At 58.5% G+C, this 14,696-nt stretch carries 8 protein-coding genes and 2 rRNA genes (1 of these 10 running past the window's edge); 5 read left to right on the top strand and 5 right to left on the bottom strand.

Translation table 11 applies throughout. The features are described from left to right. Window positions 1-433: ribosomal RNA gene (locus FGZ14_RS12855) — 23S ribosomal RNA — on the top strand; it begins 2,473 nt to the left of the window's first position. An 89-nt stretch (window positions 434-522) separates the two neighbouring features. After that, window positions 523-634: ribosomal RNA gene (gene rrf, locus FGZ14_RS12850) — 5S ribosomal RNA — on the top strand. A gap of 456 nt (window positions 635-1,090) precedes the next feature. Here rrf and FGZ14_RS12845 read toward each other — a convergent pair. The 5 genes from FGZ14_RS12845 to FGZ14_RS12825 form a co-directional block, all read right to left on the bottom strand. Then, a complete protein-coding gene (locus FGZ14_RS12845; RefSeq protein WP_180754348.1) occupies window positions 1,091-2,374 on the bottom strand; it encodes a pitrilysin family protein in 1,284 nt (427 codons plus the stop codon). Window positions 2,375-2,386: 12 nt separating this feature from the next. Further along, window positions 2,387-3,586 (bottom strand): type IX secretion system outer membrane channel protein PorV, encoded by a 1,200-nt coding sequence (porV, locus tag FGZ14_RS12840; protein WP_139924644.1) that lies wholly within the window; start codon window positions 3,584-3,586, stop codon window positions 2,387-2,389. Window positions 3,587-3,637: 51 nt separating this feature from the next. Then, window positions 3,638-7,549 carry a type IX secretion system sortase PorU gene (gene porU, locus FGZ14_RS12835; protein ID WP_180754347.1) on the bottom strand — a complete coding sequence of 1,304 codons (3,912 nt, stop codon included), beginning with the start codon at window positions 7,547-7,549 and terminating at the stop codon, window positions 3,638-3,640. A 185-nt stretch (window positions 7,550-7,734) separates the two neighbouring features. Beyond that, complete coding sequence (gene pssA / locus FGZ14_RS12830) at window positions 7,735-8,436, bottom strand: CDP-diacylglycerol--serine O-phosphatidyltransferase (protein WP_139924642.1); 702 nt, start codon at window positions 8,434-8,436, stop codon at window positions 7,735-7,737. Window positions 8,437-8,496: 60 nt separating this feature from the next. Continuing rightward, the gene (locus FGZ14_RS12825) at window positions 8,497-9,132 is read right to left on the bottom strand and encodes an MBL fold metallo-hydrolase (RefSeq protein ID WP_139924641.1); all 636 of its coding nucleotides are present in this window, start codon (window positions 9,130-9,132) and stop codon (window positions 8,497-8,499) included. A gap of 176 nt (window positions 9,133-9,308) precedes the next feature. On the opposite strand from FGZ14_RS12825, the gene FGZ14_RS12820 reads away from it, so the two are divergent. The 3 genes from FGZ14_RS12820 to FGZ14_RS12810 all read left to right on the top strand — a co-directional run bounded on the left by FGZ14_RS12820 (window position 9,309) and on the right by FGZ14_RS12810 (window position 14,695). Then, window positions 9,309-10,421 (top strand): FAD-binding oxidoreductase, encoded by a 1,113-nt coding sequence (locus FGZ14_RS12820; RefSeq protein ID WP_139924640.1) that lies wholly within the window; start codon window positions 9,309-9,311, stop codon window positions 10,419-10,421. 9 nt (window positions 10,422-10,430) lie between these two features. Continuing rightward, window positions 10,431-13,829, top strand: coding sequence for a PD40 domain-containing protein (locus FGZ14_RS12815; protein ID WP_139924639.1), 3,399 nt, complete (start codon window positions 10,431-10,433; stop codon window positions 13,827-13,829). 224 nt (window positions 13,830-14,053) lie between these two features. Continuing rightward, complete coding sequence (locus FGZ14_RS12810; RefSeq protein ID WP_139926110.1) at window positions 14,054-14,695, top strand: heme exporter protein CcmB; 642 nt, start codon at window positions 14,054-14,056, stop codon at window positions 14,693-14,695. Window position 14,696 lies beyond the last annotated feature (1 nt).

The following is a 14,696-nucleotide window of genomic DNA, read 5'->3' as shown; positions in this document are numbered from 1 at the left end:
CTGATCTCCCCCAAGAGCTCATATCGACGGGGAGGTTTGGCACCTCGATGTCGGCTCGTCACGTCCTGGGGCTGGAGAAGGTCCCAAGGGTTCGGCTGTTCGCCGATTAAAGTGGCACGCGAGCTGGGTTCAGAACGTCGTGAGACAGTTCGGTCCCTATCTGTGGTGGGCGTAGGATATTTGACAGGACCTGACTTTAGTACGAGAGGACCGAGTTGGACCAGCCGCTCGTGCACCGGTTGTGACGCCAGTTGCAGCGCCGGGTAGCGACGCTGGGATGAGATAAGCGCTGAAAGCATCTAAGTGCGAAACTCACCTGAAGATGAGATATCCGATATATAAGAGTCGTCGGAGACCACGACGTTGATAGGCCCTAGGTGTAGAGCGCGAAATCGCACAGCCGAGGGGTACTAAGGACTCGAACACTTCTGTAGCATACCAGCTCTAACCCTTTCTTTTTCCTACTCTGCCTCTATGTTAAGATACTGGGCTCGTCTGCGCAAGCAGAAGAGACCTTATGATAATGGTGGCTTTAGCCCGGGTGTTCACCTCTTCCCATTCCGAACAGAGTCGTTAAGCCCCGGAGCGCCTATGGTACTGCCTTCACCGGCGGGAGAGTCGGTCGCCGCCAACCTTATCTTGCCCTGCCCCCCGCGACCTCGTGCTGCGGGGGGCAGTCGGCATTTATACCCAGTCCCTACGCGGACGAGGCCGCCTGCGCGCACAGGCAAATGGGCCGGATGGCGGGGAAGATGGGGAGGTAGATGGGCAGCGCCGTGCTGGAGCTAACCCAGAGCAATGCTGCCCGCGCCTACACCAACTGCCGTTTAGTTTGCTACTCCAAATGGCTTTGCTTGGCAGCAGGGGGGAGCCCATTGGCCTCCCGATAATGGAAGAGGTCAGGCGCGTGATACCAATGTATTAGGGTACATTGAGCAGATCATAACACCTCAATATTTTAATTGCTTAAGAAGCTAACTATTAGCAAAAGACGTTTATCATAAGACTTGACTTTCCACCGCACCCGCACTTATATAAAAAAAGAGGCTGCTATCATTAGCAACCTCTTTTTTTATATAAGTGCGGTTAGCTAAGCGTTAGGCCCTGCTACCACCTCGTGCATGATATTAGGTGATAGGTATTGCTGCGCTAGCATTAATAGTGTACTTGCTTCAACGGCCTGAACACGTTCTACAAAATGATTGTAGTAGTTCTCGGGCAACTGATGGAATACTATAGTCTTGTACTTATCGCACTGTTCGAAGACGGTGCTTAGCTCATTAGCGAACTTTCCTGTCATATAGTTTTTGACAGTCTGCAGCTCATCGGCTGGGATTAGTTCAGCTTGTAGCTGCAGCAGTTCTGCGTGTACTTCCTTGATAGCGGCAGCGGCATTATCTGCATTAACATCAGAACCTATAACAAAGCTAGTAGCATGTTCGCGCGGACTGATGCTGGAATAGATGCCGTAGGTAAAGCCTTTATCCTCACGAATGTTCTTCATGAGGCGCGAGCCGAAATAACCCCCTAGTACTTTTACCAGCACCTGTAGCTCGTAGGTTTGTGGGTAACTTAAAGCGGGCCATAGGCGGCCGATACGCAGCGAAGCCTGTAGGCTGTCTTTGACTGTGACGTAGTCGTGCGTGGGAGGAGAGGTAGGAACAGCAGGAGGCCCCTGAAGTAGGGCAGGCGCGCTGTTTGTACTGTGGGTGCCGAGAGTACTCTTTACAAGAGTATCGTGCTCGGCTGTAATGTCACCGCACAGGAATATTTCGCTTTGGGCTAAGTTGTATGCCTGTTGGTGAAACTCGCGAACCTGGGTGGAACTGACAAGCTGGAAAGCGGCCTCATCGAACTTGCTACCATAGGGATTTTGAGCGCCGAACAAGTTGCTGGAGAATTGTTCAGCAGCTAGGTAACTTGTTTTCTGCCGCTCGACGCGGACATTCTGGATAGTGCGGGTTTTTAGAAGCGCAAGCTCTGACTCGGGAAATGTAGGCTCAGTCAGAACATCAAGCACCAGAGGCAGTAGCTTCTGCAGGTGACGAGCCAAACAGTATAGCGTCAGCGTAGCCCGATCGAAACCTTGCTCACACTCTAAAGAGGCACCGTAAAAAGCTACTTCATCAGCAATCTGGCGGGCGGTGCGGGTCCGGGTACCTTCCAGTAGCATACGGGCAGTGAGCAGAGATACGCCTGGGGCAGGCTCATACCATTTGCCAGCTTTAAATACTACCTGCAGCCGTACCACCGGCTGGGCGCTGTTGCGCATGATATGAAGACGAGCTCCGTTAGGGAGCAAAAACACGTCAGCCGCGGGCAGCGTTACGCGGGCCAGCGGCTGAACAGGAGGAGCGACTTTGCGGTCGAGCATCAAAGAGAAATATTAGTTGGTAGCATCACCAGAGCTGCCGAAGGCCTCGCTCAGCTCATTGAAGTTAAAGTGTAGAGACACGCGTAATGTTTGCGCCAGCGGATTCGCTTTTGAGTTAGGCACCAAGTACGTTCCATCCACTCCAAAGACCTGGTACCGCACACCGGCACCGAAGCTCAGGTACTGCCGGTCGCCTTTCATGGGGTTTTCGTAGAAGTAACCTACCCGTGCCATCAGCAGGTCGTTGTAGGTGTACTCCAGGCCACCAGAAAGGTTAATTTCTTTCAGCTCCTCGCTAAACCCGCCCGGTGCGTCACTGAACGAGCTGGTAATGCCCCGGACGATGCCATAATTGGCCCGACGCTCGTTTTCGGCCTGCACGCGGGCTACCAGGGCCGGATCCGTCTGGTTGCCTTCCTCATAATAGGGGGTAGGTACCAGCAGCTTGTTGGCATCGACGGTAAGCGTGATTTTGTTGTACGCATCCAGCTCTTTAGTGATGGCAGTGCCTAACCGGAAGGTAGTGGGTAGGAAATCGGGCTGAGAAGCGTCGGTGTAGGAAATCTTATTGCCAATGTTGGCAACTGCGGCCCCAAAAGCCAGATTATACTCTCCTGCTCCAATAGACAGATCCGTATTGTAATACGCACCCAGATCCACCGCTACGGCGTTACCGGGCTTGGTGTCAGTAACAGTGCCGCCGGTGAGGTTAGACCGGATGTAACGAACGTTCAGGCCCACACCAAACTGGTCGCTCAGCTTCTGGCCATAGCCTACACTAAGGGCATACTCCTTGGGGTTGAAGGTACCAGTCGCAATGCCGTTTCGGTCACGGTACTGAATTTCGCCCAGGTTAAAATACATCAGGTTGGCCGAGAGGGTAGCCCGCTCACCAATTTTGCTGGTGCCACTAGCGTATGCAAGTCCCATATCATTGGCAATGCTTGCCAGCCAGGGAGTGTAAGACAAAGACGCACTGTGCTGGTAGCGTACAAAACCCAACTTACCCGGGTTGTAATACCCTGCGTTAGCATCGGGGCTGATGGCGACGCCGGCCTCGCCTAAAGCCGCAGAACGCGCATCGGGGCTGATGGTTAGGATGGGAACGGCAGTCGTAATGGCATTTACCCGGCTCTGAGCGTGAGCAGTAGCGGCCAGGCCCAGCAGACCCGGCAGCAACATGGAGCGCAAGGTCAGTTTTGTCAGTGTCATAGAGAGAGGAAAAATAGAGACGGAAGGTAGGCGAAATACAGAAGCTTTTGGCTAGTTCAGCAATACCAGCTTTTCAAATTTGGAAGTTGTGGATTTGTCGCGGGCCGACCGGACGCTGACCCGGTAGATGTACACCCCACGGGCCAGCTGATCTTGGTACTCGTCGCGGCCGTCCCAGCTTATAGATGAAACGTGCGGCGTGCTGCCAATAACCGGGGCCTGCAGTGTACGAACCAGCTTGCCGGAAACCGTGAAAATCTGCACCTGCACGTCCAGATCATCGCCCTGCCGATTGTGGTCGAAATGGAAGGTAGTGGAAGTAGCAAACGGATTCGGGTAGTTCAGTACATGCTGAAGCGCCAGCTTCTGGGTAGGTGCCGCAATAAACTCAATCGTTTCCTCCGCCGAGTTATTCCAGGTGTCCCAGGCTTTCACGCGCAACTCATGCGGACCAGGGCTTAGACTTTCAAACTGGTACCTTACCTGGCCCGCCTGAAAGCTATCGACTTTGGCTGTATAAAACTTGTTCAGGATGGTTATCTGGGATGGGTCACCGTCGAGGGTTGCCGTCAGGTTGTGGCCGATGCCTGTACCGGCGGCATTAATGCCGCTCTCGTCGCGCAGGTTGCCGATCAGGGTGGTGGTAGTGCCGGTGGTGCCGCCGAAAACGAAACCATTTTCATTGTCCATAAACAACCGGATCCGGGGCGGAATGGTATCCCGGAAGGCTACTTGAGCGGCATCGCCTACCGGAACCAGTAGCTGGCCATGAGCATCAGTACGCGCGGCAAGGTCGGCGGCATACAGGCTGATTTTGCCCAGCCCAATCTGGTAGTTGATGTCCTTGGGAACCACAAACCGAACCTTAAACTCACCATTGGTGATGGTGGCTGGGCCGTCGTAAAGAACGTTTTCGCGCAGGGCTACGGGAGTGGGCGTATCGCCGGACTCATTGCCCAGGGTAGTGGCTACGGACTTCTTCTCGAAGACCTGCACCTGAGCCGTGCCGTTGAAACGACTATTGCGCTGCCCGGCCTGCCGAATCTCGCCTTGAATTTCTACCTGCTTCAGCGCTTTCAGGGTGTCTGATTGGGCTGCAAAAGCTGATTTGCCATTGATGGCCGTAACGGCAGCTTCCTGCTGAGGGTAAGCCAGGCGCATGGACGGGTCGCCGAGCAGGGCATAGTTGCGGTTATTGTCGCCGAATACGGCCGCATTCTTAGTAGCCCGGCAGATGTCGCCGATGCGGGGCATGGTGCCATCGGGGAGCGGCGTGAACAGGTCGCGGAAAAACTCAATGGCCATACCCTGGTTACGGTCGGCGTACACCACGCGCGTTGTCGTGAACAGGCCTATGGCACCTCCGCTGATATCCGTGAGGGATTGTTCGCCGGCGGAGGTAAACTCTGGGTTATCGTAGGTGCTGAAGTCGCAGGTGCCGGTAAACAGGAAAGCCAGCCGGTTGGTGTTCTGAAGACGCAGTACGGAGGCGTTGGTAAGAATCTGCTCGTCGGCCCAGCCCTTGGGGCCACCGTGCCCGATGTAGTTAATCAGCAATGAACCTTGCTCGAAAGCCTCGTCGATGGAGCGCTCAGCGGCGGGCGAGCGTTGCCCGGCTGCTACAATCACTTGCGGGTACAGATCAAGGTAGTGCTTGTACACATTGTAAGAGCGGGCCGTAGCGGCCGTGTCCAGTGGGGCCGTCAGTTCCTCAGTATATGAGGTAAACAGGTTCCGATCACCATCGTCGGTTACGAAGGACAGGCGGTTGCGCCACTTGCCAAAGCTGGCCGGCGAGTCGTAGGCAATCAGCTTGTCGGTGACCAAGCGGGCCTGCTCCGCCGTACGAACCGGGAGGCGGCCGATGCCAATATCCATCAGCTCATCACTGTAGTTCGGGAGCCAGGCACCCTCATTGTCATCCAGCAGGCCGTAGTAATCGTCGGAGGAGTAGGTGATGCCCTGACCGCCGGGGCGGGCACCCATAATCAGGTCAAAGCTTTCCACCGACTCATATACCGGTACAAAGTTCTGGTTGATCTTGTTAGCGTTGGCCGGCAGCCGGTCTTTCCACCAGCCTGGCAACTGGTCGGCGGCATTAGTGGGGTCGGCTTTGTAGTCGTAAGAAGCATCGCCGAAGAGCAGCAGGTACTGGCGCTTGCCGGCCGGGGCACGGTCATACACCATCTTCATAAAGTCGCGGATGGCGGTTACATCCTGCCCGCCTGAGCCGAACTCATTGTACACCTGAGTTGTGGTGACTACCTGCGTGGCCAAGCCGTCGTGGGCGGCGCGGTGGGCGGCCAGGCGGTTGGCTTCGGTAAGAAAGGCCGGATGGGTGAGAACTACCAGCTCTAGCTTACCATCAAGGTTAAGCGCGTGCAGATTCTGGTTGACCACCCGCCCGAAGCTACGGGGGGTAGGGAAGCTGCTGCCGCTGAATGCCACGAACTCACGCAGTGTATCGGTGCGGGCCAGAAACACGCCATTGGTAGCTGCTACCTCGGCCGGGCGGCGCGGGTTGGTTACCTCCCAGATAGTTGCACCGGCCGCATTTCCCAGCTCAAACTGACTAATGGCGGCCGGAGCAATGTTTTCGAGGGAGCGAAATTCCAGCAGAGTGCCGGGGAAGCGCAGCTGGCGGCGGGCATTTAGCTCCAGGTAATCGAGGTAGCCCTTGGCGGCCGGGTCGTTGCCGCCGCTATAGCTAAGCGCAACCTTAAGTTCGGCTGGAGCGGCTGCGGGTACGGAGTAAGTGAACGTGGTCAGGCTGGTGTTGGCAACCTCGGGGTAGCACCAAGCGCCGCTTGTGCAGTTATAGCCGGGTACTACCTGGCTGGCGGCCGTCTGACCATTAACCGAGGCTTGAAAGAACGTAGCCGACGATGAGGCTGCCGCCACGGCCGAGGTCACCTGCACCGCCGTGCCGGGTACCAGGTCGGGCACCGGGAAAGAAAACGTTTTCTGATCCGTGGTGGCAAACTGTTCACCTAACCAGGTGCGGCCCGACTTGGCCAGATTAACCAAGTCGAGCTCATAAAACTGACGCTCGGTAAAAGCCGTGATGCGCGCCGAGGCCGCACCCGAAACGGTAGGCGCCGGGGCTACCCGCCGGCCGGGCGCAGTACCTACCGTCAAGAAGTAGTAAGCGGTATCGGTGTACGGGTTGAGCTGATGCTGAAAGCGGGCCGCGCTGCCCGCGCGCGTCCAGGTGTGGGGCCCGCGGGCGTAGAAAAGAAAGCACTCGTTGTCGTCGAGGGTAGCGTTGGCATCGCCCACGAAGCGAATGGCGTTTTCGGCCAGGTCATCGGGGCGGTAGGTCTGGCTGGCCTGGGGTAGGGTGCCCATGGCATTGCCATATAGGCGTAGGCGGGTGGGGTCCAGGGTCTGCACTGGCAGGCCCAAGTCAGCCAAGGCTTTTTTATCGAGCTTATAGATGCCGCTGGTAGGTACCCCAATCTTGTACCAGCTGCCCTGGCTTAGCACCGAGGCCTGGGCATAAGGCCGGGTAGTGGCCGAGGCCCGCCGGGCCGCGCTGCTATAGGCATACGCAAAGGAAATCAGCTTTTCGGCTTGCCCGGTTTGAGGGTTACGGCGCAGGGGCTGCACAGCCAGCAGCGTAACCGGCTGGCGCCGCTCCATGCCCGGCGTCAGGCGGACGGTGGTAACTGTGGGTAGCGCGGCCACATCGAGCTGGCGGGCCTCGGCAGCCGATACGGGCTCATAGGTGGTTTCGCGCAGGCTGCCGGTGCTCATCGTGCCGGACAGTTTAAGCTGATAAGTTCCTACCTGCTCGTTGGGCTGAAAGAGTGCCCCCCGAAACGAAGGCACCTGCCGCGGCTGACCCCGGATAAGCGCTGGCACTGGCCCGGCCCACGTAATACGGGCGCGCACCAGCTGCTCCGGGCCCTGTGCCTGCGCCGAATACCCCGCGCCCAGGCTTATTCCCAGAAGAGTGAGCAACCAGAAAGTAAAATACCGCATAGACAGGCGCAGAAATCAGAACAAAATAAAGCGGCAGCTTTCGGGGGGCAACAGGTTGGGAAGTAACACAGTTCAGCGCACAGTTATTAACTGCCCAGCCTGGGAAATATTGCAACCCGGAGCTGAAAAAATAGTTGCCCGCCGGCTCGTATTGGGGGCGCAGCCTACGCGGCCGCCACCGGTTTGGGCCGGGTTAGTACCGAGAGCAGTACGTAGAGCAGGATAATCAGCGGAATAGCAACCGCGCCTAGCCCGATCAGCAGCGCTAGGCTCATCAGCAGGAACACAAACCGGACCTGGTTGCCCTGCCAGCGGAACGACTTGAACTTAAGCGCGAACAAAGGCAGCTCGGCCACCAGCAGGCCCGAAAGCACCACGGCCAATACCAGCAACACCCACGGATTCAGGATGAAGCGGGTTACGCCGAAGGTATCATAGGCTAGGATAAGCGGCAGCGAAGCCACTACCAGCGTACAGGCTGGGGTAGGAAGCCCAATGAACGAGTCGGATTGGCGGGTGTCGTTGTTGAACTTAGCCAGGCGCAGGGCCGAAAATACGGTTACCACAAACCCCGCGTAGGGTAGCCAGGTCGGCAAATCGGCGCCGGCCTGGCGCAGCAGATCGAACAGGAAAGCACCGGGCACTACCCCAAACGATACGACATCGGCCAGGGAGTCCAGGTCTTTACCAATGGGGGAGGAAACGTGCAGGGCCCGGGCCAGCAGGCCGTCGAAAAAGTCGAATAGCGCCGACAGACCCACGAAATAGGCTGCCGTTTCCAGTTCACCGGCAAAGATGTAGCACAGAGCCAGGCAGCCCGAAAACAGGTTCAGACAAGTAACCGCGTTGGGGAGGTGTTTTTTCAAGGGGGAGAAAGTAATGGCCTACGAATAGAGCAAGCAACGCCGCGCCAGAGGGGCTGGTATCTACTGCAGAAACGGATTGGTACGGCGTTCCTGGCCTACTGTAGTAGCAGGGCCGTGGCCGGGGTACACCACCGTGTCGTCGGGGAGGGTGAGTAATTCGGACTTGATGCTGGAAATGAGGGTAGTATAGTCGCCACCGGGCAGATCGGTGCGGCCAATGCTGCCCTGAAACAGCACGTCGCCCCCGATAACAGTGCTGGTAGAGGCATGGTAAAACACTACGTGACCCGGCGCGTGGCCCGGCGCGAACCGCACCTCCAGCTCCGAGTCGCCGAAGCGCACTGGCTCGTCGGGCGTCAGAAAGCCCGTGGGTTCAGCGGGTGTGTAGCGGGCAAAGCCATAGCTGGGCGCGTAGGCCGGCACGGCCCGCAGCGTTGCCAGGTCCGCTTCATGAATCAGGAAAGGCACCTGGTAAGTGTCCAGGATAAACTGATTGCCAAGTACATGGTCGATATGGCAGTGCGTGTTCAGGAGCAGTACCACCCGTAGGCCCTGCTGCTCAATAAAGGTGCGCAAGGCTTCCTGCTCGGCTCGCTCGTAGCAGCCGGGGTCAATGACCACGCACTGGCCCGTGGCATCGTGCAGCAGGTAGGTGTTCTCGGAAAAGGCGTTGAAGGTAAAGCCAGAGACAGTCATGCGGTAGAAAAAGGCCCGGCATAGTGCCAGGCAGATTTAGGAGGGTAAGTTACGAAGGAGTAAATAGACTAGCGGAGCCCACCGGGCCGGCAGCCACTACCACCACGAAACTCTTCCGGCTTGTTGCGCGGTTAGGACGCTACCCAGTTCCTCATATCTCTCTGTACCTTGCCCCAATGACAAGCGTTGATTATCTCATCATAGGATATGGTATTGCTGGTGCTACCCTGGCCGCCGAGCTGCGGAGAAGAGGCCGGTCGGTGCTGGTGCTCGATACACCCCAGCCGGACTCGGCCTCCCGGGTGGCGGCGGGCCTGATGAATCCGGTGGCGGGCAAGCGGTTTGCGCTGGCCTGGCGGGCCGCGGAGCTGCTGCCAGCCGCCGCCGCGTTTTACCAGGCGCAGGAGCAGCGCCTGGGGCAGCGGTTTTTCTTTGAGCTACCAATTCTGAAGTTATTCTCGTCGGTGGGGGAGCAGAACACCATAATAGCCCGCAGCGCCGATCAGCCTTGGCAGGATTTCGTGGAAGACCCCAGTGCTGCGCTACCGGTCCGGCCCGGCGTTCGGCAGGAGCTGGGCGGCCTCCGCATCCGGCGCGGCGGCTACGTACGGGTAGAAGAGTTGCTGACCGCTCTGGCCGCCGAAGGCCGGCAGGAAGGCTGGCTCCACCCCGAAACTTTCGACTGGGCCCAGCTGGTTGCCCAGCCGGACGGTGGCTACCTCTACGCTGGCTGCGTGCATGCCCGGCACGTAGTGTGCTGCGAAGGTGCGGCAGTAGCGCAGAATCCGTACTTTCAGTGGCTGCCGGTTACGCCTAACCAAGGGGAAGTGCTGGACGTAACCAGCACCAGCCTGCCCGAAACGGAGGTTCTTAATAAAGGCGCCTACGTGGTACCCCTGGGCGAGGGTCGGTTTCGGGTGGGGGCTACCTACCGGTGGCCGCCCTTCGCGGTGGGCACTACCCCGGAAGCCCGCCAGGAGCTGAGCCAGCGCCTGCACGACATGACCGACCAAGCCTTTCAGGTGACGGGGCAGCGGGCCGGGGTACGCCCCGCCGTGCGCGACCGGAAGCCGCTGCTGGGAACCCATCCGGCCCTGCCGAACGTACATATTTTCAATGGCTTGGGCTCGAAAGGGGTGATGATGGCCCCCCGGCTGGCTCAGGTAATGGCCGACTGGCTGGAAAAAGACCTTGCGCCCTGGCCGGAGGTCAATATTCGGCGGTATTTTACGTTATATTCTCCGGGCCCGGCTGCTACCGGGCTGGCTTCTCCTGCATCCCGCTCCTAGCATTCTTCTATGAGGCACATATTCTTTCTTTGCCGGCCCGATGTACGTCGGCCGGCCGGCCTGGCGGCTCTGCTGCTGGGGCTGGCTTTTTCTGGCTCTACGGCGGTGGCCCAAACGGCTCAGGAGCCATTTGGGCGGGTGCGTATCCAGTACAAAGACTTCAACTGGCAGCAGCTCAGCACCCAAAACTTCAACATCTACTTTTACGCCGGCGGCGAGGCCAATGCCCGCCACGCGGCCGAGTACGCTGAAAAGGAGCTGCAGCGCATTACTGGGCTGATTGGGTACTACCCGTACTCCAAAACCACCATCATGCTCTTCAACTCCGTCGGCGACCTGCGGCAGAGCAACGTAGGGCTGGATGCTGATAAGTACGCTACCGGCGGCGAAACCTCCCTGGTGCGCTCCACCAAAGTGCAAATAGCCTTTCAGGGACAGCAAACCCGCTTTAAGCAGGAGCTGAGCAACCGCATCACCCGGGTGCTGCTCAACGACATGATGTACGGCGGCTCACTGAAGGAAGTCATCCAGAGCACCTACCTGCTGCAGCTGCCGAACTGGTTTATCAGCGGAGCCTCGGCCTATGCTTCCCAGGGCTGGAGCGTAGAAATGGACGACTACATGCGCACCATGACCAAGGAGCACGAAGGGAACCGCACGGCTCCGTTCTTTCTGCGCGACCCGGAGCTGGCTGGCCAGAGCATCTGGAACTACATTGCGGAGCGCTACGGCTACACCTCCGTTCAGAACATCCTGAACCTGACGCGCATCACCCGCGACGTGGAAGTAGGCATCAGCTCTTCGCTGAACGTACCGTACAAAGTGTTTCTGAAGGACTGGCTGGGCTACTACCGCCAGCTTAATGCCCAACCCCAGACCCCGTACCTGGAGCTGAGCCAGGACCGGCGAATTGTACGCAACAACCGCAAGGGCACTGTTTACAGCCAGCCCGTTTTTAGCCCGAACGGCCAGCGCCTGGCTTACGTGCAAAACGACATGGGCCGCTACCGGGTGGTAGTCGTCAATAAGAACGGCCGGGGCCGCGACGTCATTCACCGGGGCGGTTACAAAACCCCCGATCAGGAGGTGGAAACCCGGCTGCCGGTGCTGGCCTGGCGCAGCAACGGGCAGCTGGCCGTGGCCGAAATGGACAAAGGCTACCTGACCCTGCAACTCCGGGACGCCGATGGGGGCATCTCCAACATGGCAGCGCGCCTGAAAAGCCTGCTGCCCTCTTTTAGCCGGAGTACGTCTTTGTTCGCGCAGTTCTCCCAGATTACCGACCTTAGCTACTCGCCCGATGGCAAATCGTTGGTGTTTAGCGGGGTGCGTAACGGGCAGGCCGACTTATACCTGCTGCGGGCGGGTAGCCGGACGCCAGAAAAGTTGACCAATGATGTGTTTGACGATGTGGAGCCAGCCTTCCTGCCTGGGGGTGGTGGCATCGTGTTCAGTTCTAACCGCTGGCTCGATTCGGCCGGAACGGCTAAGGGCAGCTTCGGCACGGTCGTCAACAACTACGACCTCTACCTCTACCACCTCGATGGTCGTCAGCAACCAGTAGAAGTGCTGGCCAACACCATTTCCAACGAAGGGCGCCCGCGGGCTATTTCTGATTCCGAAATTCTGTTTGCCAGTGAGGAAAGCGGTGTGCGAAGCCTGTACCGCCTTTCATTGGCTACCAAGCAGTATCACCCCGTCACAAGCTTTCTGGCCAACATCGAGGACTACGACTATAATGCCACCACGGGCACGATGGGGCTGGTAGCCGCCGAAGAAGCCCGCGACTATGTGTATCTGTATCAGAACTACCAGCTTCCGGAAAACCTGACGCTGTATAAAACGGCGCGCCAGGAAACCCTGGAAGACCGCTCGAAACCGGCGAAGGCCGCCGTTCCGGCCGCCAACCGTCCGGGCCCAACCGTAGCCAATGCTGCCCAGCAAAGCCAGGGCCAGCCGGCTACCACCGCTCCTGAAACACCGGCAGCGCCTACCCCCACGGCCACGCCCGACTCGATTGCGGCGGCACCGGCTGCTTCGGCTCCGGTTCCGGTTCCGGCCCCCAAGTCAACTGGCCGCATCAACACCAGCGACTACGAGTTTGACGAAGACATTCCGGCCTCGCGGGCTACCCCCACGCCGGCCGCCAAGCGGCGTGCTGCTCCGATAGTGGCGCTGCCCCAGGCTGCCCCCGCCGAGTCGATAGCGCCCGTAGGCCCGTTCCGGTACGATACGCGCTTCAGCATCGATAACGTAGTGTCGTCGTTGTACGCCGATCCGCTGCTGGGCCTGGGGCTGATAGGGGAGGTGAACATGTCGGACCTGATGGAAGACCACCGCATCCGGGCCGGAATTTTCGCCCTCACGGACCTGCGCACCAGCAACATCTTCGCGGAGTACACCAACCTGAAGCACCGCTACGACTGGAGCGTGCGCTACCAAAAGCAGGCCTATTTCTTTGACACTGAGCAGGGCGACCGAATCCGGTTCGGGCGCCACGAAATAGCGCCTACCATAGCCTACCCCCTCACGCATAACCTAAGTGTACGCGGGGGGCCTCGTTTCGTGAATGTGAGCCGCCGCTCCTTCCGGGACTTGTCGGGCAACAAGGACAGCAACACCAACTACCTGGGTGGGGCCGGCGAAATTGTGTTCGACAACTCCATTGTTACCGGGGTAAACATGCTACAGGGCACGCGCATGAAGGTAGGGATGACCCGCCTCTATGATATAAATGGGGGCAACCAGGACTTCACCAAAATTTACGTGGACCTGCGTCACTACCAGAAAATTCACCGCCAGCTGATCTGGGCCAACCGCATCAGCTTCGGGCAGTACATTGACGGAGGCTCGTCGCAGCCCTTCTTCCGTCTGGGTGGTATGGACAACTGGTTGAATGCCAGCTACGAGGATAATCAGATTATTTCGGCTGATGCAGAGACGCCGGACATCTCCGAGCTTCCCCCGACGCAGATGTTCTACCAGCAGTTCGTGACCAACCTGCGAGGGTTCGACTACAGCAAGCGGGTAGGCCAGAAGTACGTGCTGCTCAACACCGAGCTGCGCCTGCCCATCATCCAGTACTTTTCGCGCAACCCCATTGAGTCGGGCTTTTTCCGCAACCTGCAGCTAACGGCTTTCGGGGACATGGGCACTACGTATTCGGGGGCTAATCCATTCAGCGTTAATAACTCCAATAACACCCAGATTAACCCGGGCAATCTGGGCAACGGCAACAGCTTTACCGGCACGGTTATCAACTTCGCCGACCCTATGCTCTACGGCTACGGAGCGGGCATCCGGACCACGATGCTGGGCTTCTATGTGAAAGGCGATGTGGCCTGGGGCCGGGAGCAGTACACCGAGAAAGGACCCAAGGTGTACGTAACCCTGGGCTACGATTTTTAACCTCAGCCCTGGGTCCAGCAGCCAGCGCCAGTGCAAAAGCCGGCCTTCCCCAACTACCGGGGGAGGCCGGCTTTTTCGCGTTAGCCGCCCCTAAACGCGGCTACGGTCAGCCGGGTTGCGCTATTCGGGACCTGATGCGGGGGAATCCGGGAGTTGGGTTGTATCTTTGCGGTCCTTTTACCAGCCGTGTTGCCGTGACGCTACTAAGCGAAATTTGGGTGTTGATGCAGAAGGACTTTCGTCTGGAATGGCGCCAGCGGGCCGCCCTGAACGGGATGCTCCTCTACGTCGGCAGCACGGTGTTCGTATGCTACCTCAGCTTTTCGCTGCGCGGCGGGCAACTGCCGGCTCCCGCCTGGAACGCCCTTTTCTGGATTGTGCTGCTGTTCTCGGCCGTGAATGCCGTAGCCAAGGGCTTTCTGCAGGAAAGCCGGGGACGTATGCTCTACTACTACACCGTGGTGCGGCCCCAGGCCGTTATTCTGGCCAAAATTGGCTACAACGCCCTGCTGCTGCTGGGGCTGGCGCTGGTAGCCTTCGGGCTGTACGCCACGGTGCTGGGCAATCCGGTGCAGAACGTGCCGTTGTTTGTGGGCAACGTGGTACTCGGGGCCGTGGGCTTTGCCAGCACCCTCACTCTGGTTTCGGGCATTGCGGCCAAAGCTACCAACAGCAGCACCCTGATGGCCGTGCTGGGCTTTCCGCTGATGGTACCCATGCTGCTGCTGCTGATTAAGGTTTCCAAAAACGCGCTGGACGGGCTGGAATTCGATGCCAGCCAAACTTCTTTGCTGACGCTGCTGGCCCTGAACATGATTGTGGGGGCAGTTTCTTACCTGTTGTTCCCCTTTCTGTGGCGCTCCTGAT

It is taken from the genome of Hymenobacter sp. DG01, from assembly GCF_006352025.1.
In the GTDB taxonomy this organism is placed as follows: Bacteria; Bacteroidota; Bacteroidia; order Cytophagales; family Hymenobacteraceae; genus Hymenobacter.
This window is presented reverse-complemented; position numbering and strand designations above follow the sequence as displayed.